Source organism: Chitinophaga flava (genome assembly GCF_003308995.1).
In the GTDB taxonomy this organism is placed as follows: domain Bacteria; phylum Bacteroidota; class Bacteroidia; order Chitinophagales; family Chitinophagaceae; genus Chitinophaga; species Chitinophaga flava.
On the sequence record NZ_QFFJ01000001.1, the window covers coordinates 3,227,464 to 3,248,965 of the forward strand.

24 protein-coding genes are annotated in these 21,502 nt (G+C 46.9%); 15 read left to right on the top strand and 9 right to left on the bottom strand.

Annotation, left to right across the window (positions count from 1 at the left end):
* Nucleotides 1-51: 51 nt before the first annotated feature.
* Both DF182_RS12890 and dusB read right to left on the bottom strand, forming a co-directional pair.
* Nucleotides 52-621, bottom strand: coding sequence for an NUMOD4 domain-containing protein (locus DF182_RS12890; RefSeq protein WP_113616010.1), 570 nt, complete (start codon nucleotides 619-621; stop codon nucleotides 52-54).
* Between the two features lie 44 nt (nucleotides 622-665).
* Entirely contained in the window at nucleotides 666-1,733 is a 1,068-nt protein-coding gene (gene dusB / locus DF182_RS12895; protein WP_113616011.1) for a tRNA dihydrouridine synthase DusB, read from the bottom strand.
* A gap of 193 nt (nucleotides 1,734-1,926) precedes the next feature.
* On the opposite strand from dusB, the gene DF182_RS12900 reads away from it, so the two are divergent.
* The 5 genes from DF182_RS12900 to DF182_RS12920 all read left to right on the top strand — a co-directional run bounded on the left by DF182_RS12900 (nucleotide 1,927) and on the right by DF182_RS12920 (nucleotide 5,160).
* Nucleotides 1,927-2,877 carry a CPBP family intramembrane glutamic endopeptidase gene (locus tag DF182_RS12900; protein WP_113616012.1) on the top strand — a complete coding sequence of 317 codons (951 nt, stop codon included), beginning with the start codon at nucleotides 1,927-1,929 and terminating at the stop codon, nucleotides 2,875-2,877.
* A 28-nt stretch (nucleotides 2,878-2,905) separates the two neighbouring features.
* Nucleotides 2,906-3,154: a putative signal transducing protein gene (locus DF182_RS12905; protein ID WP_161964132.1), complete on the top strand. Its 249-nt coding sequence runs from the start codon at nucleotides 2,906-2,908 to the stop codon at nucleotides 3,152-3,154.
* Between the two features lie 67 nt (nucleotides 3,155-3,221).
* Nucleotides 3,222-4,106 carry a phosphatidate cytidylyltransferase gene (locus DF182_RS12910; RefSeq protein ID WP_113616014.1) on the top strand — a complete coding sequence of 295 codons (885 nt, stop codon included), beginning with the start codon at nucleotides 3,222-3,224 and terminating at the stop codon, nucleotides 4,104-4,106.
* Nucleotides 4,107-4,231: 125 nt separating this feature from the next.
* Nucleotides 4,232-4,885 (top strand): phosphatidylserine decarboxylase family protein, encoded by a 654-nt coding sequence (locus tag DF182_RS12915; protein ID WP_113616015.1) that lies wholly within the window; start codon nucleotides 4,232-4,234, stop codon nucleotides 4,883-4,885.
* 26 nt (nucleotides 4,886-4,911) lie between these two features.
* Entirely contained in the window at nucleotides 4,912-5,160 is a 249-nt protein-coding gene (locus DF182_RS12920; protein ID WP_113616016.1) for a hypothetical protein, read from the top strand.
* Nucleotides 5,161-5,199: 39 nt separating this feature from the next.
* On the opposite strand, the gene DF182_RS12925 is transcribed toward DF182_RS12920, so the two are convergent.
* Nucleotides 5,200-5,895 (bottom strand): YjjG family noncanonical pyrimidine nucleotidase, encoded by a 696-nt coding sequence (locus DF182_RS12925; protein ID WP_113616017.1) that lies wholly within the window; start codon nucleotides 5,893-5,895, stop codon nucleotides 5,200-5,202.
* Nucleotides 5,896-5,991: 96 nt separating this feature from the next.
* Here DF182_RS12925 and DF182_RS12930 point away from each other — a divergent pair, with 96 nt between their 5' ends.
* The 3 genes from DF182_RS12930 (at nucleotide 5,992) to DF182_RS12940 (ending at nucleotide 9,625) form a co-directional block, all read left to right on the top strand.
* Nucleotides 5,992-6,693 (top strand): SDR family oxidoreductase, encoded by a 702-nt coding sequence (locus DF182_RS12930; protein ID WP_113616018.1) that lies wholly within the window; start codon nucleotides 5,992-5,994, stop codon nucleotides 6,691-6,693.
* A gap of 186 nt (nucleotides 6,694-6,879) precedes the next feature.
* Nucleotides 6,880-8,829, top strand: a complete 1,950-nt coding sequence (locus DF182_RS12935) for a BatD family protein (protein WP_113616019.1) — start codon at nucleotides 6,880-6,882, stop codon at nucleotides 8,827-8,829.
* Between the two features lie 19 nt (nucleotides 8,830-8,848).
* Complete coding sequence (locus DF182_RS12940) at nucleotides 8,849-9,625, top strand: tetratricopeptide repeat protein (protein WP_113616020.1); 777 nt, start codon at nucleotides 8,849-8,851, stop codon at nucleotides 9,623-9,625.
* A 7-nt stretch (nucleotides 9,626-9,632) separates the two neighbouring features.
* On the opposite strand, the gene DF182_RS12945 is transcribed toward DF182_RS12940, so the two are convergent.
* The 6 genes from DF182_RS12945 to DF182_RS12975 all read right to left on the bottom strand — a co-directional run bounded on the left by DF182_RS12945 (nucleotide 9,633) and on the right by DF182_RS12975 (nucleotide 14,577).
* Nucleotides 9,633-10,301 (bottom strand): sensor histidine kinase, encoded by a 669-nt coding sequence (locus tag DF182_RS12945; protein WP_113616021.1) that lies wholly within the window; start codon nucleotides 10,299-10,301, stop codon nucleotides 9,633-9,635.
* Nucleotides 10,302-10,670: 369 nt separating this feature from the next.
* Nucleotides 10,671-11,381: a response regulator transcription factor gene (locus DF182_RS12955; RefSeq protein WP_113616023.1), complete on the bottom strand. Its 711-nt coding sequence runs from the start codon at nucleotides 11,379-11,381 to the stop codon at nucleotides 10,671-10,673.
* Nucleotides 11,382-11,444: 63 nt separating this feature from the next.
* On the bottom strand, nucleotides 11,445-12,467 hold the full coding sequence (locus tag DF182_RS12960; protein WP_113616024.1) for a sensor histidine kinase: 1,023 nt from the start codon (nucleotides 12,465-12,467) through the stop codon (nucleotides 11,445-11,447).
* Nucleotides 12,464-12,952, bottom strand: a complete 489-nt coding sequence (locus DF182_RS12965; RefSeq protein ID WP_113616025.1) for a gliding motility lipoprotein GldH — start codon at nucleotides 12,950-12,952, stop codon at nucleotides 12,464-12,466. The genes DF182_RS12960 and DF182_RS12965 overlap by 4 nt, the downstream gene beginning before the upstream one ends.
* A gap of 15 nt (nucleotides 12,953-12,967) precedes the next feature.
* Nucleotides 12,968-13,843, bottom strand: coding sequence for a YicC/YloC family endoribonuclease (locus DF182_RS12970; RefSeq protein ID WP_113616026.1), 876 nt, complete (start codon nucleotides 13,841-13,843; stop codon nucleotides 12,968-12,970).
* Nucleotides 13,844-13,980: 137 nt separating this feature from the next.
* Nucleotides 13,981-14,577: a pseudouridine synthase gene (locus tag DF182_RS12975; protein ID WP_113616878.1), complete on the bottom strand. Its 597-nt coding sequence runs from the start codon at nucleotides 14,575-14,577 to the stop codon at nucleotides 13,981-13,983.
* Between the two features lie 53 nt (nucleotides 14,578-14,630).
* Between DF182_RS12975 and DF182_RS12980 the strand changes: the two genes are divergently transcribed.
* From DF182_RS12980 to DF182_RS13010, 7 genes are all read left to right on the top strand, one after another.
* Nucleotides 14,631-15,341 carry a Crp/Fnr family transcriptional regulator gene (locus tag DF182_RS12980; RefSeq protein ID WP_113616879.1) on the top strand — a complete coding sequence of 237 codons (711 nt, stop codon included), beginning with the start codon at nucleotides 14,631-14,633 and terminating at the stop codon, nucleotides 15,339-15,341.
* Nucleotides 15,342-15,449: 108 nt separating this feature from the next.
* The gene (locus tag DF182_RS12985; protein ID WP_113616027.1) at nucleotides 15,450-16,004 is read left to right on the top strand and encodes a hypothetical protein; all 555 of its coding nucleotides are present in this window, start codon (nucleotides 15,450-15,452) and stop codon (nucleotides 16,002-16,004) included.
* Nucleotides 16,004-18,442, top strand: a complete 2,439-nt coding sequence (locus DF182_RS12990; RefSeq protein WP_113616028.1) for a heavy metal translocating P-type ATPase — start codon at nucleotides 16,004-16,006, stop codon at nucleotides 18,440-18,442. Before DF182_RS12985 ends, DF182_RS12990 begins: the two co-directional genes overlap by 1 nt.
* Before the next feature lie 206 nt (nucleotides 18,443-18,648).
* The gene (locus DF182_RS12995; protein ID WP_161964133.1) at nucleotides 18,649-18,930 is read left to right on the top strand and encodes a cupin domain-containing protein; all 282 of its coding nucleotides are present in this window, start codon (nucleotides 18,649-18,651) and stop codon (nucleotides 18,928-18,930) included.
* A 7-nt stretch (nucleotides 18,931-18,937) separates the two neighbouring features.
* Nucleotides 18,938-19,099 (top strand): cbb3-type cytochrome oxidase assembly protein CcoS, encoded by a 162-nt coding sequence (ccoS, locus tag DF182_RS13000; protein WP_113616030.1) that lies wholly within the window; start codon nucleotides 18,938-18,940, stop codon nucleotides 19,097-19,099.
* Between the two features lie 40 nt (nucleotides 19,100-19,139).
* Entirely contained in the window at nucleotides 19,140-21,302 is a 2,163-nt protein-coding gene (ccoN, locus tag DF182_RS13005) for a cytochrome-c oxidase, cbb3-type subunit I (RefSeq protein ID WP_113616031.1), read from the top strand.
* Between the two features lie 20 nt (nucleotides 21,303-21,322).
* Entirely contained in the window at nucleotides 21,323-21,502 is a 180-nt protein-coding gene (locus tag DF182_RS13010) for a CcoQ/FixQ family Cbb3-type cytochrome c oxidase assembly chaperone (RefSeq protein WP_113616032.1), read from the top strand.

A 21,502-nucleotide genomic window follows, 5' to 3' on the forward strand; every position in this document is an offset into this window, starting at 1 on the left:
ATGGCCATAGTCAGACAACATCATATATGATCATTCCTGGAAAACCAGGCTTTAATCCAGTGTTACGTGTGCCCAGTTTTCACCGCTTTTGATACGGTACAGCTGCATTTCGCTGATATCAAATTGTTCGGCGATCTGTTTCATGGTTTTTTTACCGGGCTTGTTCAGCAGGCGTTTGATACTCTTCACTTTCGTTACGTTCAGCTTGAGGCCTTTTACCCGGTTACGTTGTTTTTCTTTGTAAGCCAGTTTGGCCGGGCTGTTCTGCTGATGTTCCTCCATTTCCTCCTTGGTTGCCCATTTGAGGTTGTTGGCCTTATTGTTTTTCTTGTCGTAGTCCAGATGGATAACATACCGATAGTTACGGCCTGGTTTTTTATTGAAAAGCTTGGCCACTTCCCTGTGCAGGTAGAGTGACTGGTAACTGTCTGCCGGTTTTACATTTAAAACCGTATAGCCTTCCACGGTAGAACCCGTGAGCAGCTTACCATCTTCGGTACTTTCATGATAACTGATCACTCTCCCCATGTTTGAAACCGCGTATTTTTTACGCAGGGCAGATTTGTTTTTAATCTGTAAGTCTTTCCAGACTTCATTTCTCAGATTTTTAATTGTGGTCATGTGAAAGTAATTTATTATTTTTTGTTTGGATGGGGTTAGAGCGTTTATACGTAAACGTTACAACCAGCCATTTCATTATCAGCCGGCGGGAAATTATGTTCAGCTAGCGAGGGAGCAGTCCTTTCGAATATGTGGTCCTTGTATTGTAAAACAACCGCGTCCAATACGTCCTCTATTTCCGCTAATGTCTTGTAAGTTACTAATTGTTGTCTGAATTCTTTTATGTGGGGCAGCCCTTTGAGGTAATTGGTATAGTGGCGGCGCATTTCAAGGATTCCTACAACGTCTCCTTTCCAGGACACTGACTGGCGCAGATGTTTTTTACAAACTTCTACTCTTTCCAAAACAGTTGGAGGCGGCAAATGTTCGCCCGTCTTCATAAAATGCTTGATTTCCCGGAAGATCCAGGGGTAGCCAATAGCAGCGCGGCCTATCATAACCCCGTCTACGCCATATTTCTGTCTGGCGGCGATGGCTTGCTCCGGCGTACATATGTCACCGTTACCAAAGATTGGGATGTGTATACGCGGATTGTTTTTAACTTTTCCGATCAGTGTCCAGTCTGCATGACCTTTATACAACTGCGTGCGGGTGCGGCCGTGAATGGTTAACGCTTTGATACCTACGTCTTGCAGACGCTCTGCTACCTCTTCAATATTTTTGGAATCATCATCCCAGCCTAAACGGGTTTTAACGGTCACGGGCAGTTTGGTGGCTTTTACCACGGCTGCCGTCAGTTTTACCATTTTAGGAATGTCTTTCAGAATGCCGGCCCCGGCTCCTTTGCAGACAACTTTCTTTACCGGGCATCCAAAGTTGATATCCAGCAGATCAGGATTGGTAGCCTCTACAATCTGGGCTGCCATGGTCATGGGCTCTTCATCCCCGCCGAAAATCTGGATCCCTACCGGACGTTCATAAGGGAAAATATCCAGCTTCTGCCGGCTTTTGATGGCATCACGGATAAGTCCCTCCGAAGAAATAAACTCGGTATACATGAGGTCGGCCCCGTTATCCTTACACACCGCGCGGAAGGGAGGATCACTCACATCCTCCATAGGTGCCAGCAGTAAGGGGAATTCTCCCAGATCAATATTTCCTATCTTCACCATAAATTAAATACCACAGCTGTTTTCCTGTAGTTATTATTTTTATACTTTATATTACTCTTTTTCACAGCGGGAAGTAACAGTTCCTTACCTCGCGGTAAGAGGCAGGATACAAAAAGATGACGGAGATCACCAGTATCACTGCAAACTGGATTTCACGATGTAAATTTACGCAAATTTAATACAGTAAGTGTTTATGACCGGTTATCTGAAACAGTCTCCCATCGCTTTGCAGTTCGTCACCTTCATTGGATTCTTTATCGGCTTCTTTCTGATATACATTACAGGGCTGCAATTGCTGCTGGAACCCCTTACCGGGCACACCATCATGGAGATCCAGAATGGAGATCTGACAGACCCTAACCTTATCGGCTATCTGAAAATTACACAGTTTTTTTATACTGTGATTGTTTACTTTGTGCCGGCCGCTATTTTTGCCTATCTCTGGCAACCTTCCCCGGCTCGTTACCTTGGACTGAAACCCGCTCCCAAAGCGATACAGATCGTGCTGGCGCTGATGGGTATTTATGGTGCACTGTGGGTGGCCGGGTTTGTGAGCGACTGGAACCAGACCTGGAACGTACCTCAGGATGCCCGTGATATGCAGGCCCAAGCCGAAAAACTGGTCAACGTCATGCTCCGCATGCCATCCATCAAAGATCTGATCATCAACCTGATACTGGTTGCTATCATTCCGTCCATTGCTGAAGAGCTGTTTTTCAGAGGGGTATTTCAGCGTTTGCTTATCAAAAGCACCCGCAGAGTATGGCTCAGCGTAGTCTTATCCTCTATTTTCTTCAGTGCTGTTCATGGTGAAATACTGGACTTTATGGCCATCGCAGTACTCGGTTTTGTACTGGGTGCCATCTATGTACTCAGCGGCAACCTGTGGCTGAGCATCCTGGCCCACATACTGAATAACGGCGCCAAGGTGGTGATGATGTACCTTTTCCAACATGGCATGATCCAGACAGACCCGTCCAAAGACACGCCAGTGGCCTGGTATACAGCGCTGCTTTGCCTCATTGTGACCATCGGATTGTTATGGGCTCTTCGCCAGAAATCAACTCCCATGGTCATGACAGATCCTGTAAAACAGGCTGGTGACAAGGATGTTGACAGGATCGGTATGGATGAAAATCAGTAACTTACCAACCGAGCTAAATGTTATTATTATGGAAAAAGGATGGGTGAAAATATTTTCGAGCGACCGCCCCTTTGAGGCGGAGATTGTAAAAGGCATGCTGGCAGACAACGGTATCAATGCTGTACTGCTCAACCGTCAGTCATCTTCCTATAACATTACACTCCCCGGTCTGGCTGAAATATATGTGCACGAACAGGAAGAACAAGTAGCCAGAGACCTGGTACAAAATCACAATAACGTTACCGGAGGTGATCCCGATGCGGTAATACCGGAGTAGCAATTTGCTTCAACGGGTAATTTTGTACACTTTTGTGCTTCAGAATCAATTAACAGAACTAGGCATAATGAAGACGTTTTTTACCCGCACTGCCTCCGCGCTGGTGTTTGTGGCAGTCATGCTGGGAGGTATCTTATGGAGTCCCTTTACTTTCTTTCTGCTTTTTTTCCTGGTCAGCTTCTTTGCGTTGCAGGAATTTTTTAAGCTGATGCGCCTGATCGATCCCGGTTATGCCACTGTTCCTTCCTGGCATAAATGGGGAGTAACGGTTGCCGGATCTGCCATCATGCTGGCTTTTACCGGCGACTATTTTTATATAGGTAGTATCTCTACCGGCTTTATCGGATGGTGGGTTGCCGTTATCTTCCTGCTGGTGTTACCGTTGGGTGAGATATTACTGGATAAAGACTTTTCTCCTAAAAATGTGGGCTACTCCTGTATGGCGCTGCTGTATGTGGTGATTCCCTTCAGCCTGCTGGTCAATATCCGACTCAGCGCTATCGATATCCACTATACACCTGAGAACGTGGGTACCGCACCGGGCTGGCTGATTCCGCTGCTGCTGATTATTTTTATCTGGATCAATGATACCATGGCCTATATCGTAGGTTCTCTGATAGGCCGTACACCCTTTTTCCCGTCTATCTCTCCTAAAAAAACCATTGAGGGAACAGTAGGAGGGATGATACTGGCAGTAGCCGCTGCCGGCGTATACGGCTATTACTGGGGTCAACAGTATCTTTCTCTGCAACACTGGCTGGTACTGGCCGGCATTGCTGCCATCTTCGGCACTATCGGCGATCTCCTGGAGTCCAGACTCAAGCGGATGGCTGGTGTAAAAGATTCCGGTACTATTATGCCCGGTCATGGCGGCTTCCTTGATCGCTTCGATTCTCTGCTGCTCGCCGCTCCCTTTGCCTGGATTTATGTGCATTTCTTCATGATGGCTTAATTACACATAATCGGTTTTTATCATCCATTTGACAGAAAAATGTATTTCTGAAGTAACTTCGCATCAGGCTTTAACCTTTCCGGCATTGCCGGAGATATATAAACAACTTAACAAATAAGAAAAAAATGAAGATCCATCGTGAAGGATTTGCTACCATTTCCCTTGTATTTCTGGTACTGGCACTGATCAACGGAGCAGTATTTTACTGGCTGGGCCATATGCCGGCTCTGAGCTATACTATCCTGATCTTTTCCATACTGTTCTTCCTCTTTATCGTGTCTTTCTTCCGGGTTCCGGCAAGACAGTACACTACCGGAGATAATCTCGTTATGTCTCCCTGCGATGGTAAAGTAGTAGTGATAGAAGAAGTTTATGAACCGGAGTATTTTCAGGACAAACGCCTGCAGGTGTCTATCTTCATGAGTCCAGCTAACGTACACGTGAACCGCAACCCGATCAGCGGTACCGTTAAGCTGTCTCAGTACCATGCCGGTAAATACCTCGTGGCCTGGCATCCGAAATCCTCCACTGAAAACGAAAGACATTCAGTGGTAATCGGTAATAACAAAGCGGATATTCTAGTAAGACAGATCGCTGGTGCCCTGGCCCGCAGGATCGTTAACTACCTGAAACCAGGCATGGAAGTAAAACAGAATGAGGAAATGGGCTTTATCAAGTTTGGTTCCCGTGTAGACCTTTACCTGCCACTGGGCACAGAAGTGACCGTACAACTGGAACAGGTGGTGAAAGGCGGCCTGACAGTGATAGCAAAAATTTAATATATTAGTATACTAAAATATTCCGCATGAAAAATGTTTTGACTGTATTAACCGCCCTGCTTCTCGTATCCGGAGCAGCTTTTGCCCAGGATAAGTCCGGAGGTAAGTCTTCCGCCGCTACAACGAAAAGCTGTTGTTCCAAAAAATCCGGAGAAAGCTGTTGTGGGAGTGCCCACGGCGCGCAGCCAAAACAGGATTCTGCACAAGGCAAAAAAAGCTGTTGTATGCAGCCTTCCAAAACGGCAGGACTCAGAGCAGCCAAAAAAGCTCAATAAAACAAAGCGGGATTCCGAATATCGGAATCCCGCTTTGTTTTATAATATCTCTCTCAGCTCCTTTAAGTGCCCGATCGTATAAGTAGGCGTAAAATCGACGGGTGGTTTGGCAGGATTAAAATATACCTGGTCCATACCTACACCATGTGCCCCTTTAATATCCAGCTCCATCGCATCTCCCACCATAATGCTTTCCGCGGCAGTAGTACCGGCCTGGGCAATGGCATATTCGAAGATGGCCGGATAAGGTTTCAGGCTGCCCGCCACTTCTGAAGTGATGATATGCGTAAAATAGTGTTCAATCCCCGAATTCTTCATCTTACGCAGCTGGGTTTCCTCAAACCCGTTAGTGATCATGTGCATCGGGTAGTTTTTGGCTACCAGATAGTCCAGCGTTTCGATAGTTTCAGGAAACAGCACCTTTTTGTTGGGCAGTATGTCCAGGAACTGCAAGGCAAGGCTTTGGCACAGCTTTTCGTCACCTATCTTGAAATCCAGCAGTGTAAGCCGGAAACGTTTGTCGCGCAGCTCATTTCTGTTGATAAATCCTTTACGGAAACGTTCCCATAACCTTTCGTTGTGTCCTTGATAAGAAGCGTGAAATGCTTCAAAAGTAGGTACCTCTCTGTTGGCCAGGTTGTGATTGTTGTACAGTTCCAGCAAGGTTTCCCGTTCGTTGGTCTCAAAGTCCCAGAGCGTATGGTCCAGGTCAAAGAAAAGATGTTTGTATTTCATGACGGTGCAAAGGTACAAAATACCTGACAGATGGGGTTTCCGGAGAAGCGTCATTCAACTAAATTCAGTATTTTACCGATTCAATCAACGAACGATATGAATGCAGTTATTACAGGTGCCAGCAAGGGCATCGGAAAGGCTATTGCAGAAAGACTGGCAGCAGAAGGGTTTAATGTGATTATCTGTGCACGGAACGCTGATTCGCTGGCTGCTGCCCAGGCAGCGATACAGCAAAAAAACCCCGCTGTAACGGTTATAGCTGAATCCGTTGATATGGGAGATAAAGCCCAGGTAATGGCGTTTGCCCAAAAAATCAAAGCTACCTGGTCTACTGTGGACATACTGGTTAACAATGCCGGTATCTTTATTCCCGGAGCGTTACATGAAGAAGCAGATGGCCTGCTCGAAAAGTTGATGGCCGTTAATGTATACAGTGCGTATCACCTTACCCGGGAACTGCTCCCGCTGATGATCGCACAACGCAATGGGCATATTTTTAATATGTGCTCTACAGCCAGCCACCATGCCTATCCCAACGGTGGTTCCTACAGCATCACCAAATATGCCCTGCTGGGATTTTCCAAAAACCTTCGTCGGGAACTCATGTCTCACAATATCCGTGTAACCGCCGTTAGCCCCGGTCCAACCCTCACTGCCTCCTGGGATGGCTTCGAAGCCCCGCCCGACAGAATGATGCCTCCTGAAGATATTGCCAGCGTAATCTGGAATGCCTTTACACTCGCCAAACAAACCGTTATTGAGGAAATACAACTCAGACCCATGTTAGGAGATATCTGAGCCGATTACAGATTGTCAATTACAAATTACGAATTTCAGTAAAATCACTCCATTCATCATTCGTAACGCGTAATCGATCATTTGTAATTGATAATTGGCTATTTCATATATAATTCTTTTAACTAAGTTTTAACGGCAGTTAACACCGCTTCCGGAGCGGGTTTGGTTAAATTTGTTGACATAACTATGAAGGACAGATTTAATATAAAAAAATACATTTTCTCCATTTTATGTTGTCTGGGGCTGGTCGTCTGCGCCAGCGCGCAAGAGCTTCGTTTTACCACCAGCGTAAGCAGCAGCGCTGTAACGGTTGATGAACCATTTCAGATTCAGTTTATGCTGGAAAACGGAACCAATATCGCCAGCTTTACTCCACCCAGCTTTAAAGACTTCGAAGTACTGCAAGGCCCTTCACAAATGCAGGGTCAATCCATCTTTAATGGCCGTCGCTCTGAATACTTTGCACTGAATTATGTGCTGCAGCCCAAACATGTGGGCAGCTTTACCATTCCCGGCGCCCAGGCCCGGGTGAACGGCAACGTGATCAAGTCTAACCCGGTACTCATTGAAGTCCGGAAAGGCAATGCCCAGGCACAGACACCGCAGCCATCCCAGCAACAGGCAATCCCGCAGCATCGCAGTCAAGGTGGTAACGGCCTGAGTGAGGACGTGTCTGATGGGGTGCTCAAAAAAGGAGAGGACATCCAGGAGAAACTGCGCAAAAACATCTTCCTGAAAGTAGAAGTTGACAAAACCAACCTGTACGAAGGCGATCAGCTGACCGCTACCTATAAACTCTATACCCGGCTCCCGACCAACTCCAGTGTCACCAAAGTGCCGGCATTCAAGGGCTTTTCCGCTAAAGATATCGAACTTCCCAACCCTCCCCAGGCTACGGAAGAAAGAATCAACGGCGTGCCTTTTAAAGTATTCACCATCCGTAAAACGCTGTTGTTCCCTCTTCAGTCAGGTACCCTGGAACTGGACCCTGTAGAAGTAGACAACCAGGTACGCCTGGTGAAACTGGTGAGCAACAAACGCTCCCGTGGCGGCAAAGATCCGTTTGAAGAGTTCTTCAACGACCCTGCCTTTAAAGATCCTTTCTTCGACGACTTTTTCAACCGTCCGGAGGTAGAGTACCAGGATGTACCTTATAAAATCCAGAGTAATCCAATCAAAATAAATGTAAAATCACTGCCGGTAGATGGCCGCCCCTCCAGTTTCAACGGCGCCGTTGGTCATTTCAAAATGACAGCCACAGTAGATAAAAAGTCACTCAGCACTGATGATGCCCTCACCCTGAAAATAAACATCAGCGGGCAAGGCAACGTAAACCTCCTCAACTCCCCTAAAGTGGACATCCCCAGCGGCTTTGAGAAGTACGATCCCAAAGTGACTGATGATATTGAAAAAAACAGCAACCCGCTCACCGGCAGCAGACAGTTTGAATACGTGCTGATGCCACAGGAAGCAGGTCAGCATACCATCCCGGCGATAGAATTTTCCTACTTCGATCCGGTGGCCAACAGTTACAAAACACTCCGCTCCGAGCCTTTCGTGATCGATATCACCCAAGGAAAACGGATACGACAAGACAAACATGATTTCGGTGTGGGCAAAAATGAACTGGTGAAAATTGATGGTGGCATATACAAGTGGACCCAAAACCGTCAATGGCTGATCGTCAGCCCCTGGTTCTACGTGCTGCTGTTGTTGCCGCTGCTGATCGCTGCCGCACTGATATACTACAAACACCGAAAAGACTACAATACCACCAATGCAGCATTGCTGAAACACCGTTATGCCAACAAGGTAGCCCTCAAAAGGCTGGAGCTGGCAGCCCGGTATCTGAAAGAAGGCAAAGACAAAGCTTTCTACGAGGAGACATCCCGTGCTGTGTGGGGTTATCTCAGCCACAAGCTGAAAATACCATTCGCAGACCTCAGCAAACAACTGATACAAGACAAGCTGGCCGCACGTCATATCAACGGCACCAATACCAGCGACCTGTTTGAACTGATCGACAACTGCGAAGTGGCCCTGTATGCTCCCGGCAGCGGCAACGACCGGATGCAGGGCACCTACTCCAAAGCAGTGATCATCATCACTAACCTTGAAGATGCGCTGAAGAATTAATCACTTAAGGAAAGGGAACATGTCTATTCATAAAAATATCAAAGCGGTTTTCTTCCTGTTGGCCGTTGTGCTGATGGGCAGTATCGCGCAGGCACAGCAGGCCATTCCGCAACAGCGTTTTGATGCTGCCAATAGCCTCTATCAGCAAAGTAAGTTCACCGATGCTGCGGCTGCCTATCAACAGCTGATCGATGAAGGATTTGAGCTGAAACCACTTTATTACAACGCTGGCAATGCTTATTACAAAGCGGGCAAAACCGGCGAAGCTGTATATAACTACGAAAAAGCATTACAGCTCGCCCCCGGCGACGAGACCATCAAACACAACCTGGCACTTGCCAATCAGAAAGTAAGCGGCTACGTAGATGAGTTACCGTTAGTATTCTTTCAGCAATGGTGGCAACAGCTGCAGCTGCTGCACAAGCCCAACGGCTGGGCGGCCGGCTGTATTGTACTTTTCTGGCTGGTCATTGCAGGTATTATGCTCAACCGGTTCCTGCCCGGTTGGAAAAACAAATTCCTCCGCTGGGGTAATTATGCACTGGGGACCTTGTTTGCCCTGTACCTGATCATGGCTATAGACACCTATGCTGTGGCCAATGACCATCAGTCCGGCATTATCATACAAGGCAATACCAAAGTAAAATCAGCTCCCGACGATAATAGTAAAGATGCCTTCGAAGTACAGGAAGGAATGAAAGTGCATATCTCCGACGCTACAAAAGACTTCTGTAAAATTTCACTGGCCGACGGAAAAACGGGATGGGTTAGCTGCGGGCTGATCAAACGCCTGTAAATACCGGCTATACGGCCATAGACTGGTGTGTCATCATATGCCGCATACTGATGGTGAGACGATTGCCATTGGGGTTGCGGGTTTCATCAAACAGCTGTTGTGCCTGGATACCGGCTCTCATTTGATATTTTTCACTCATCATATACAGTCTCTCCGCAGCGATATCGATACCGGAAGCCTGTCTTTCTCCGGTATCATCCAGCAGCTCTGTGGCGAGTATGCCATTGTCTTCTACCTGGATATAAAGCCGGTTATCGTCTTTGCCGATGTGGATTATCAGGCGGCCGCCTGCTTTCTGGGGGCGTAACAGCAACCGGTGCCAGATCACATATTGCACATAAGGCTGAATAATTAGGGGAGGAATCAGTGTATCCTGCTGGTTAACATCTTCCATAATTCTCACTTGATAAGAAAACTGCTGATCAAACCGGAGCTGTTCCAGTTGTATGTAGAGTTCCAGGGCTTCCAGGTCATCGTGCAGAGACACCCATTCCTTGTTGAAGTTTCCGATCATCAGCCGCATGAGGCGGGCAAACCGGGTGAGGTAAAGGGAGGCCATATCCGTACTGGTAGTAAGGATATAGTGGTGAATAGCGTTGAGGCTGTTAAAAATAAAATGCGGGTCCATGTGAGCCTGGAAGGCATGGAGTTCCAGGTTGATCAAGGAGTGTTGCATGGTTATTTCTTTCGCAGAGGCTCTTTTAATTCTTTTTTCACGAAGAATAAAAAATGCCACCAGGACAAGGAGACTTAACAAAAAAAACAGCCAGTACAGCCATCCCGCAGCAAAAACTATTTCATCGAAATGTTGTACCACATCTAAGGTTTACAGGAAAGTTGAACGTCTTGCTGAAAGCTCATTAAATATCGGTCAAATCGATGCGAATGGGAAGTGGGATTTATCCGGAGGCAGATTTTACCCGGCAAGTGGGGAGAATTTGCGGAAAAGTGGTTTTGATTTGGGGATTATCTGATTCATGGATTTATGGATTTGGGGATTACATTTCACATCAATAAATCCCAAAATCCATAAATTCCAAAATGTTCAGGCTTCTGTAAACTTGTAGCCAACTCCTCTTACAGAGTGGAAGTATTTGGAGTTGCGGCTATCTTCCTCGAAGTATTTACGGAAGTTGAGGATGAAGTTGTCGATCGTTCTCGTAGTGGGGTATACGTTATAGCCCCAAACTACCTGTAATATTTTTTCACGGGTGACTACTTCGCCTTTGTTTTCGATGAGCAGTTTCAGCAGCATAGCTTCTTTCTTGCTCAGCTCATAATGTTTACCGTCTTTGCCAACACATTCCTGAGCGGCGAAGTCGATGGTATTGTTACCGAACCGGTATACATTGGGGACGCTGTCTTTATCCTGTATTTTTTTGTTTTTGACGATGAGCTTTTCCACACGTAGCAGCAGCTCTTCCAGGTTAAAAGGTTTGGTCATGTAGTCATCACCACCTTTTTTGAGGCCGAGTACGCGGTCGGCGCTGCTGTTTTTGGCGCTCAGGAACAGGATAGGTACTTCATTGTTCTGGATGCGGATGTTTTCGCATACAGCGATACCATCCATTTCGGGCAACATGATGTCCAGTATGATGAGGTCAAAATATTCATTCTTTACTGCTTTCAGGGCAGCGGTACCATTGTCTACGGCGGTTACTTCATATCCTTCCAGTTCCAGGTTGAGCTTCAGCGCTTCCTGGAGATTTTCTTCATCCTCCACCAGCAGTATGGATGCTTTAGTCGCTTCCTTCATGTGTTAATCGTTTGATTTTACTATAAACCGCGGACATGTATGAGCATGAATCCGTCATCTAATTTACGCTGTTTGCACGGAATATTCCGGCCAGGTTATTTCGAAGCAGGCGCCGGTAGGCAAATTGTCTTTTACCCGGATGGTACCGTCGTGTTGTTCCACGATCTTAGCCGTGAGGAAGAGTCCCAGCCCGGAGCCTTTTGCTTTTCTGGTGTTTTCGTTGCCCAGCCGGTAGAACTTCAGGAAGATGCGTTCTCTTTCTTCTTCCGGTACGCCGGGTCCTTCATCGGCCACCTGCAGTTTCAGGTGGTGGTGTTCGGACTCAAACAGGCGAACGGTGATGGTAGAGTTACGGGGAGCGTATTTCACTGCATTCTCTACAAGATTGCTGAGGATAATCTGCAACATCAGTTTATCACCTTCCATCCGCACATGTGGCAGAATGTCTGCATTTATGACATGTGTTCCGATACGATTGCGCAGTTCCCTGATATTGGCTTCCAGCAAGGCGGAGAAGTCGAGCGGTTCTTTAAACAGCTTGTAATTATGTGTTTCCAGCTGGGCTGCCAGCAGGATGTTGTTACAGAGCTGGTCCAGGCGATTGGTTTCCCGGATGGTATTATCAATCAGCTTGGCCTGCTTTTCCTCGTTCAGCTTGTGTCTGCGGATCGTTTCCAGATTCAGTTTGGCGGCAGCGATGGGCGATTTCAGCTCATGTGTTACGGCCATCATAAAATTCTGCTGCTGTCTGCTGAGCTTCATATATTTCCAAACAGCTCTATATACAAAGAGCGCGCCGAGCAGTATAATTCCTAAAAAAATAGATCCTTCCCCGATATATTTAAAAGAACGCATATGAGCGTCCTTGTCAATCCGCTGTACCTCGAGCTGGTGTTCAACCGGCTGTGCCAGGCTATCGATGCGCAGGGTAAGGTTTTGTCTTTCGAAGGCACTGATCTGCTCGCTTTGCCGGAACAGAAGCACGCCCCACCAGATAAGGGCGATAATCGTATATGCTAATACCAACAGATAAATGAAGGAAACAGATTTTCCTTCCTGCATTTTATTGAAAAACTTTCTCATCATGGCCGTTTGCCGGCTTTCTCTATCCGCAGACCTATATTCATCACATGGGGGAGCGGGTTTTGCCGCATGTTTTGCTCGAACGTAAATTTATAGGTGCCTGGTTTATTGAAGAGTGCTTTCTGCTGGATGAGAACCCGGTGTTCATAAATATCATCGATCCCATTTCCATGCCATTTGCCATTGATATCTGCCAGTGGCAGCTCTACCCTTTGTTCTTTAGAGATACTATCGTTTGGATACCGGGTACCTACCAACAGCCAGATGTTGCTGTAAGGATAAGCATCGGTATGCCTGACATTCACATAGATATCGTACAGGTTGGCAGTATCTTCCGGCAGGATATTTACTTCAAACGAGGGTTGGTAATCATAGGTCCAGTTATGACCCGGTATTTCCAGGTTTTTCTCGTAGACATCCATTTTTAACGGCTTGCAGGCCGCAGCCAGTAAGAGTAAGCCTGCTGTTACCTGAAATAGTCTTTTCATAAGGTATACGCCTTGCTATAAAACGTTTAATACTTGTTCTTTGGCTTTCTCCAGTTCATCCTTCATCAGCACTACCCATTGCTGGATACCGGCATCATTGGCTTTGGAACCGGTAGTATTGATTTCGCGGCCGATTTCCTGCAGTACGAAGCCCAGTTTTTTACCTTTGGCAACTTCTTCATCTTTCAGGATTTCGCGGAAATAGCGGAGATGGTTTTCCAGACGCGCCAGTTCTTCAGAGATATCCAGTTTTTCCAGATAGAAGATAAGTTCCTGCTCCAGCCTGTTGGCATCCACATTTTCCTTGCCTACATATTCGGCCAGCAGGGACTCCAGACGTTGACGTATACGGTCTTTGCGCAACGGGTCCAGTGCACGCACCTTTTCAGTATAACTTTCAATATTGGTGATACGCTGTAACAGATCAGCTTCCAGCATCTGGCCTTCATCCTGACGGTGCATGTCCAGATCGGTGAGCGCTTCCTTCAGGGTGTCTTCCACATCTTTCCATTCTTCTTCCGTCAGCTGCTCAGTAGCGGGACTCACCACTTCAGGAAGCTTCATCAGCACATTCAGCATATCGCCCTGTGGGAGCTCCAGCTGATTGGCCAGCATGGTAATAGACTGGTAGTAGTACTTCGCCAGGTCGGTATTGATAACCACCGGTTTGGTAGCACCATTCTGACGAATGTTGATGGTGGCATCCAGGGTCCCGCGTATCAGCACCTGTTGCATCAGCGAGCGGATGTCAAATTCGTAGGGTTTCAGCAATGGCGAGAATTTCAGGTTCACTTCAAACTGCTTTCCATTCAGCGATTTGATTTCAACCACTATACTTGTTTCGCCTCTGGTGCTTTCCGCCCTTCCGAAGCCAGTCATTGATTTCAGCATAATAGATATTTGTAGGCAACAAACCTAGTTAAAATTTGTGTATTTGGTATTGTTGACAAGTGGTTATTTGATGCTAAATACCAGATTTTTATCTGAAAACCAGCAATTAACTATCAAAATAATCAAAACCATTCACATCAGGACGATTTAAGCCGGAGTTTTTTATAGACGGTATCCCGGCTCAGCTGTTTCATATCACCGGGCTGCATCCCTTCTATGGTGATATCCTCCATCCTATAACGGACAAGCCTCAACGTAGGAAAACCAGCAGCGGCAGTCATTTTCCGGACCTGTCTGTTTTTACCTTCATGCAGCACCATCCGTACCCAGGGCGCTGGTATGCTCTTACGAAAGCGGATAGGAGGGTTGCGAGGTGGCAGAAACGGCTCTTCCTGGAAGATCTCGGCAAAACAGGGTTTTGTATGATAGGTTTTCCCATCTACAGTGATATCCACCCCTTCCTGCAACTGACGGACAGCCACATTGGTAATAGCTCCATCTACCTGCACCCAATATTCTCTTTCATGTGCATGACTGGGAAGCAGTAGCTTGTTATTCAACGACTTGTCATTGGTGAGCAATAACAAACCTTCACTATCATAATCCAAACGGCCTACTGGATACACGTCCCGTGGTACTTTAAAGTAATCCGCCAGGCAGGCCTTGTTTCCTTCCGGTGTAAACCTTGTCAGAACTTCATATGGCTTATAAATAACATAATAAATTAACGACACGACAGCATTTACTTTGGTTAAGGAGCTGTAAATTAGTAATTTTGCAGATTGATATGGGTAGTACAATTCAAAATCCTACGTGTCAAAACTGTAAGGATCGTTTTTCGTCCGTTTTCTGCAAGGCAGATCAGTGCAATCTCGAACAGATTGACGCGGCCAAAGTATGCTCTGTATACAAGAAAGGTCAGGTGATCTTTCATGAAGGCGCTTACCCTTTTGGCGTATACTGCATCAACGACGGAAAAATAAAGCTGTCCCACAGTGGCGACGATGGCCGCGAACAGATTATTCGCCTGGTTAAAGCCGGCGACATCATGGGCTATAAAGCGTTGCTCAGCAGCGAACGTTATACTGCCACCGCTACTGCCCTGGAAGATTCTTCCATCTGCTTCATCCCGAAAGACCTCTTTATGAGCATCCTCCAGAAAGATGCCTCCCTGTCTTTCGAAATGATGCGCATTCTCTCCAGCGAGCTGCGCAAAGCAGAACTCAAAATCACCCATCTCGCCCAGAAACCTGTTAGAGAACGTCTCGCTGAAACAATCCTCTTTATCAAAGAAACCTACGGCCTGGAAGAAGATGGCGCCACCCTCAACGTACGCCTCTCCCGCGAAGAAATCGCCAACCTCGTAGGCACCGCCACCGAATCTGCCATCCGCCTGCTTTCTGAATTCAAGAAAGACGGCATGATAGAACTCGACGGCAAAAAAATACGCCTCCTCGATATCCCGCAGATCATTAAAACAGCCAATCTGCAGGACTAGTCAGCCTTTCGCATAGGGCTGATAAATATCATATTCTGCCTTGACACATATCATTCCATCAGCGTGGAGGTACTGGTACTTTTGCAATATCAAAAATACCATCCATCCATGCATCCATATGCTATCATCAACTTTCATGAACTCACACCCGCAGCACTCTGCGATGTGATCACCAGTAAGTTCCATCAACCCATAGAACATACTGCGGAAGAAATAATGGCCTGGTTTAACCTGGAAAGGCAGGACGACCCATCCGCCCCCGCCACAGCAGATCTGCAACAACTGCTCTTTGCTAAAATGCAGACCGAATTTACCCAGCTGTTGCGAAAAGAAACGTCCATCATCTTCCCCGTCATTCGCAACGCCGCCATCCACAACAAAGGACAGAAGAGCCTGCAACCGGCCGTCTATGACAGCATACAACAATCCTTTCAGAAGATCATACTACTGCTCCAGAAACTCCGCCAGGTAACCGGCAACTACCTCCTGCAGGGACACTGGAGTGCTGCCTATAAAATATGTATCAGCGATATGTATTCCCTCGAACAACTCCTGCAACAATGGATATACGTAGAGCAGAATATTCTGTACCCGGCCGTATTACCGGCCAACACGATCGTTATCCGGCAGGAAGAAATTATTAACACTGTAAGCATCGACTAATGGCTACCACTTCTGATACTAACGTACAAGTTGCCTGCTATCACTGCGGGGAAGATTGCAACACCAGGAACATCACCCTGGAAGAAAAAGTTTTTTGCTGCGAAGGATGTAAACTGGTATTTGAAATACTCCACCAGTATGATCTCTGCCAGTATTATGATCTGAATGAGAATCCCGGTGTAAGTCAACGCATTACGGTTAGAAAGGATAAGTTCGCCTTCCTCGATGATGAGAAAATACAACAGCAGCTCATACAGTTCAGGGATGACACCCAGACACATGTCAGCTTCTATATTCCGCATATTCACTGCAGCTCTTGCCTGTGGCTGCTCGAAAACCTCCATAAACTGGATAAGGGCGTACAACGTGTAACCGTCAACTTTAGTAAGAAGGAAGCACTGATTATTTTTTCAGAAACACAGACCTCACTGCGGCATGTGGCTGAAGTACTTACCGCCATTGGATATGAGCCCTACATCAGCCTGCAGGACCTTCAGCATAAAAAGCCAGGTGTAAAACGCAGCCTTATTTACCAGCTGGGTGTTGCCGGATTCTGTTTTGGTAACATTATGCTGCTCAGTTTTCCTGAATATTTCACCAGCAGCGGACATACTGATGAAAGTATGAACCGGATGTTCCGTTATATGAACCTGGTACTGGCCCTGCCTGTGTTTTTCTATAGCGCGCAGGTATTTTTTAAATCAGCCTGGAGTGGGCTCAAACACGGCTTCCTCAATATCGATGTGCCCATTGTGCTAGCTATTGTAGTCACTTTCATCCGCAGTATCGTAGATGTAACACAAGGGCAGGCTGGCTACTTCGATTCCATGTCCGGTATTGTATTTTTTATGCTGATCGGCCGTATCCTTCAGGATAAAACATACCAGGGCCTTTCCTTCGACCGTGATTATACCGCTTATTTTCCTATAGCCGTCAGCGTTATAAAGGAAGAAAAGGAGATACCGACTACACTACCTGATATCAAAACAGGTGATACCTTATTGATACACAACAACGAACTGGTGCCTGCAGACGGTATTATTGTCCGCGGGAAAGCACTGATAGACTACAGTTTTGTTACCGGAGAAGCCACTCCTGTCAATAAATCAGTAGGAGAGATCTTATATGCCGGTGGCCGTCAGCTCGAAGGGAATATTGAGATATTGACTATCAAGGAAGTAGCACAAAGTTATCTTACCAGCCTCTGGAATCGTGATGAGCTGAAAAACAAGGAAGAAAAACATGTCTCCTTCGTGCATCTGCTGGGGCGTAACTTCACCTGGGTAGTGTTGGTAATCGCCGCCATCAGCGCCGGTTACTGGGCTATGCATGATCCTTCCCGGATATGGCCAGCCGTAACAGCTATCCTGATCATTGCCTGTCCTTGTGCATTACTGCTGGCATCTTCCTTTACCAACGGGCATATCCTGCGTATCCTGAGCCGACACCAGCTGTACCTGCGTAATGCTCAGGCCATCGAAAATCTCGCCAACACCACGCATATTGTTTTCGATAAAACCGGCACGCTCACCGGCAAAACCGGCAGCGAGGTAATGTACTTTGGCAACACGCTCACACCTTTTCAGGAAAGCATGATTGCCAGCCTGGCACTGCAATCCACACACCCTCTCAGCAAGGCTATTGCCGGCTATTGCAATATCGGCACAGCCATGCCCGTAGTTGATTTTATAGATTATGCCGGGAAAGGAGTATGTGGCTGGGTACAGGGCAACTTTATCCGCCTTGGTAATGCGGAATTTACAGGTGCACACCGGAAAGAAGAGGTAGATGGCAGTATCGTGTATTTGTCTATCAACGAAAAACTGACCGGCCTCTTTACCATCCGCAATAATTACCGCAGCGGTATACGGCCATTATTAAAACAGTTGCAACAGTATTATCCTATGTCTGTTCTTTCCGGAGACAATGACCAGGAAGCTGTGAACCTCCGTAAACTCATGGGTCCCAATACCACTTTATTGTTTGAACAGAAGCCTGCTGACAAACTCGCTTATATCATCTCCCTGCAAAATCAGGGTAAAAAAGTAATGATGATAGGAGATGGGTTGAATGATGCAGGAGCGCTTAAACAGAGTGATATCGGTATTTCCCTTACAGAAGACAGTAACAACTTTACACCGGCCAGCGATGGTATTCTTGAAGCAAAACAGCTGCCGGTACTGTTGTCATTCATAAAACTGTGCAAGGCCAACAAACGTATTATCCTGGCCAGTTTCATTCTTTCACTGGTATATAATATAACAGGGTTATTTTTTGCGGTGCAGGGTATTTTATCTCCGTTGGTAGCAGCGATTCTGATGCCTGCGAGTTCTATCAGCATTGTGCTGATGACCTTTCTGCTCAGCGAATGGCAGGGTAAAAAGCTTGCCAGTAGCGCATTGAGCCAAATGTCTGATAAAAATCATATTTCTGATTGAGTAATATCATTGCAGTCGCCGCCCGGTGCTGCTAACTTTGCTATCAATACAAACACACACAGTGAAATCTTAAAAGCGCCAGTATTAAAGCCCGATTGAAATGGATGTACGGGCAGCCTGAAAGCAAGGCTGCTCGTGCATAACGGGCTCTCCTTGTCTGTCGGTTTTAACACACCTACATCACGATTTATATGCTGATGAAAACCATGAACGTAATACAGGAAGAAGGTACCGATAAGGTAAAAAGCCGGGAAGTGCTGAAAACAAAACGGTTTGAAGCCACGCTGATCATCATGCAGCAGGGCCAGCAGATACCACCGCATACTTCGCCTGTCGACGCCATGGTGCTGGTACTCGAAGGAAAAATAGCCTTCATGCTGAACGAAGAAGTTACAGTGCTGGAAACCGGTGATGTGCTCACCTTCCAGGCTAAAGAAATACATGCCTTACAAGCCCTGGAAACAGCCAGGTTCTTACTGGTAAAATAATAATATTATGAGCGTAATTATTCTTTTGCTGGGCGCCAGCCTTACCGTAGCAGCAGGCTTTCTGGCCGCCTTCATCTGGTCTGTCAGGAACGGGCAATTTGAAGATGATTTCTCTCCTGCACATCGTATTCTCTTTGAAGATAAAAAAGATGATAACGACCACGAATAAACGAAAAAACACCATCAATTAAGCAACAATAAACAGCACTATGTCTCTCGAAAAATTTTATTACGACAACCGCACGGTAAAATGGTTTGCCTACGCTTGTATGTTCTGGGGATTGATAGGAATGCTTGCAGGTTTGTGGGCAGCCCTGTCACTGGTATTCCCGGACCTCAACATGGGATTTGCCCCTATTACCTTCGGGCGCCTCAGACCCGTTCACACCAACGCCGTGATCTTCGCCTTTGTAGGCAACGGTATTTTTATGGGTGTTTACTACTCGCTGCAACGCCTGTGTAAAGCCCGTATGTTCAGCGACCTGCTGAGTAAAATCCATTTCTGGGGATGGCAGTCTATCATTGCAGGCGGTGCGCTCACCCTTTTCCTGGGATACACTACCGGTAAGGAATACGCCGAACTGGAATGGCCTTTCGACATCGCCATCACTTTGGTATGGGTAGTATTTGGCGCCAACATGCTCGGTACCATCCTGCGTCGTCGTGAAGCACACCTGTATGTAGCAATCTGGTTTTATATCGGCACCTGGGTGGCGATTGCTATGTTACACATTATCAACTCCTTCGAGTATCCTTTATCACTGTTTAAAAGTTACAGCTGGTATGCAGGGGTACAGGATGCGCTGGTACAATGGTGGTACGGCCATAATGCGGTAGCATTCTTCCTCACCACTCCATACCTCGGCCTGATGTATTACTTTGTACCGAAAGCCGCCAACAGACCTGTATACTCTTATCGCTGGTCTATCATCCACTTCTGGTCACTTATCTTTATCTATATATGGGCAGGCCCTCACCACCTGCTGTACACCGCCCTGCCTGAATGGGCACAATCACTGGGTACTGTATTCAGCCTTATGCTGATTGCACCTTCCTGGGGTGGTATGCTCAACGGTTTACTTACCCTCCGTGGCGCCTGGGATAGAGTAAGGGAAGACGCTATCCTCAAATTCTTTGTAGTAGCGCTCACCTGTTATGGTATGGCCACTTTCGAAGGCCCTATGCTCTCTCTCAAAAACGTAAACGCCATCAGCCACTATACCGACTGGACCATTGCCCACGTACACGTTGGCGCACTGGGATGGAACGGATTCCTGACCTTCGGTATTCTCTACTGGCTGATACCACGCATGTTCTCTACACAACTGTACTCCAGGAAATGGGCCAATACTCACTTCTGGATCGGTACGCTGGGTATCATCTTCTATGTAATTCCTCTGTACTGGGCAGCTTTTACACAGAGCATGATGTGGAAACAATTTACTGAAGAAGGACAGCTGAAATATCAGTTCCTCGAAACAGTAACCACCATCGTTCCTATGTACGCATTACGCGCCTTCGGTGGAGCCCTGTATGTGAGCGGCCTGGGACTGATGATCGTGAATCTCTGGAAGACTATCCGTGGTGGTTCCTTTGTGGCCAACGAAGCAGCAGAAGCCGCTCCACTGCCTAAAGTAATTCAAACACATGGTAAAGCTCACTGGCACAACTGGATTGAGCGTCGTCCGATACAACTGGTAGTATTCAGTCTGTTAGTAGTAGCTGTAGGTGGTGCCCTGGAAATGATGCCTACCTTCCTGGTACGCAGCAACATTCCTACCATCAGCAGTGTGAAACCTTATACACCACTGGAGCTGCATGGCCGCGACATATATCTGCGTGAAGGTTGTTATACCTGTCACTCTCAGATGATCCGTCCTTTCCGTGATGAAGTAGCCCGTTATGGCGAATACTCCAAAGCCGGCGAGTTTGTTTACGATCACCCGTTCCAGTGGGGCTCCAAACGTACTGGTCCGGACCTGGCCAGAATAGGCGGTAAATATCCCGACAGCTGGCACTATAACCACATGCTGGACCCTACATCCATGTCTCCGGGATCTATTATGCCTCCATACCCATGGCTGTTTGAGGACCACATCGACAAAAGCAAAACACCAGCTATGATCAATGTAATGCGCAAACTGGGGGTACCTTATCCTGATGGTTATGAAAAACAGGCCATCGCCGATCTGGACAAACAAGCCAACAGTATCGCTGCATCACTGCAAAAAGACAAGCTGCCTATCAAAGCTGATCGTGAGATTGTAGCGCTGATCGCTTACCTGCAACGCATGGGTAAAGACATCAAAATGGCTCCGGCTGCAGCACCCGCTAACACCAATGCGGAAGCCACCACCAAAAATGATTTTTAGTCAACATAAAAAACAGGATCATGAAGTTCATTAATTATCTGGAATCAATTGCAGGCATCAGCATTTATCCGATGGCCTCCCTGCTGATCTTCTCCATATTCTTTGTTTTTGCCGCCTTCTGGGCTTTCAGAGCAGACCGCAACATGGTAGACCAGATCAGCCGCATCCCCTTAGATAATGATGATACCCAAAGCCTATAA

Coding starts and splice junctions, on each gene's coding strand:
- DF182_RS12965 (WP_113616025.1), bottom strand. CDS start 12,952: ATGAAAAGACTATTTCAGGTAACAGCAGGCTTACTCTTACTGGCTGCG.
- dusB (WP_113616011.1), bottom strand. CDS start 1,733: ATGGTGAAGATAGGAAATATTGATCTGGGAGAATTCCCCTTACTGCTG.
- ccoS (WP_113616030.1), top strand. CDS start 18,938: ATGAGCGTAATTATTCTTTTGCTGGGCGCCAGCCTTACCGTAGCAGCA.
- DF182_RS12920 (WP_113616016.1), top strand. CDS start 4,912: ATGAAAAATGTTTTGACTGTATTAACCGCCCTGCTTCTCGTATCCGGA.
- DF182_RS12925 (WP_113616017.1), bottom strand. CDS start 5,895: ATGAAATACAAACATCTTTTCTTTGACCTGGACCATACGCTCTGGGAC.
- DF182_RS12935 (WP_113616019.1), top strand. CDS start 6,880: ATGAAGGACAGATTTAATATAAAAAAATACATTTTCTCCATTTTATGT.
- DF182_RS12910 (WP_113616014.1), top strand. CDS start 3,222: ATGAAGACGTTTTTTACCCGCACTGCCTCCGCGCTGGTGTTTGTGGCA.
- ccoN (WP_113616031.1), top strand. CDS start 19,140: ATGTCTCTCGAAAAATTTTATTACGACAACCGCACGGTAAAATGGTTT.
- DF182_RS13010 (WP_113616032.1), top strand. CDS start 21,323: ATGAAGTTCATTAATTATCTGGAATCAATTGCAGGCATCAGCATTTAT.
- DF182_RS12990 (WP_113616028.1), top strand. CDS start 16,004: ATGGCTACCACTTCTGATACTAACGTACAAGTTGCCTGCTATCACTGC.
- DF182_RS12960 (WP_113616024.1), bottom strand. CDS start 12,467: ATGATGAGAAAGTTTTTCAATAAAATGCAGGAAGGAAAATCTGTTTCC.
- DF182_RS12980 (WP_113616879.1), top strand. CDS start 14,631: ATGGGTAGTACAATTCAAAATCCTACGTGTCAAAACTGTAAGGATCGT.
- DF182_RS12915 (WP_113616015.1), top strand. CDS start 4,232: ATGAAGATCCATCGTGAAGGATTTGCTACCATTTCCCTTGTATTTCTG.
- DF182_RS12930 (WP_113616018.1), top strand. CDS start 5,992: ATGAATGCAGTTATTACAGGTGCCAGCAAGGGCATCGGAAAGGCTATT.
- DF182_RS12890 (WP_113616010.1), bottom strand. CDS start 621: ATGACCACAATTAAAAATCTGAGAAATGAAGTCTGGAAAGACTTACAG.
- DF182_RS12900 (WP_113616012.1), top strand. CDS start 1,927: ATGACCGGTTATCTGAAACAGTCTCCCATCGCTTTGCAGTTCGTCACC.
- DF182_RS12905 (WP_161964132.1), top strand. CDS start 2,906: ATGGAAAAAGGATGGGTGAAAATATTTTCGAGCGACCGCCCCTTTGAG.
- DF182_RS12955 (WP_113616023.1), bottom strand. CDS start 11,381: ATGAAGGAAGCGACTAAAGCATCCATACTGCTGGTGGAGGATGAAGAA.
- DF182_RS12940 (WP_113616020.1), top strand. CDS start 8,849: ATGTCTATTCATAAAAATATCAAAGCGGTTTTCTTCCTGTTGGCCGTT.
- DF182_RS12985 (WP_113616027.1), top strand. CDS start 15,450: ATGCATCCATATGCTATCATCAACTTTCATGAACTCACACCCGCAGCA.
- DF182_RS12970 (WP_113616026.1), bottom strand. CDS start 13,843: ATGCTGAAATCAATGACTGGCTTCGGAAGGGCGGAAAGCACCAGAGGC.
- DF182_RS12945 (WP_113616021.1), bottom strand. CDS start 10,301: ATGCAACACTCCTTGATCAACCTGGAACTCCATGCCTTCCAGGCTCAC.
- DF182_RS12995 (WP_161964133.1), top strand. CDS start 18,649: ATGAACGTAATACAGGAAGAAGGTACCGATAAGGTAAAAAGCCGGGAA.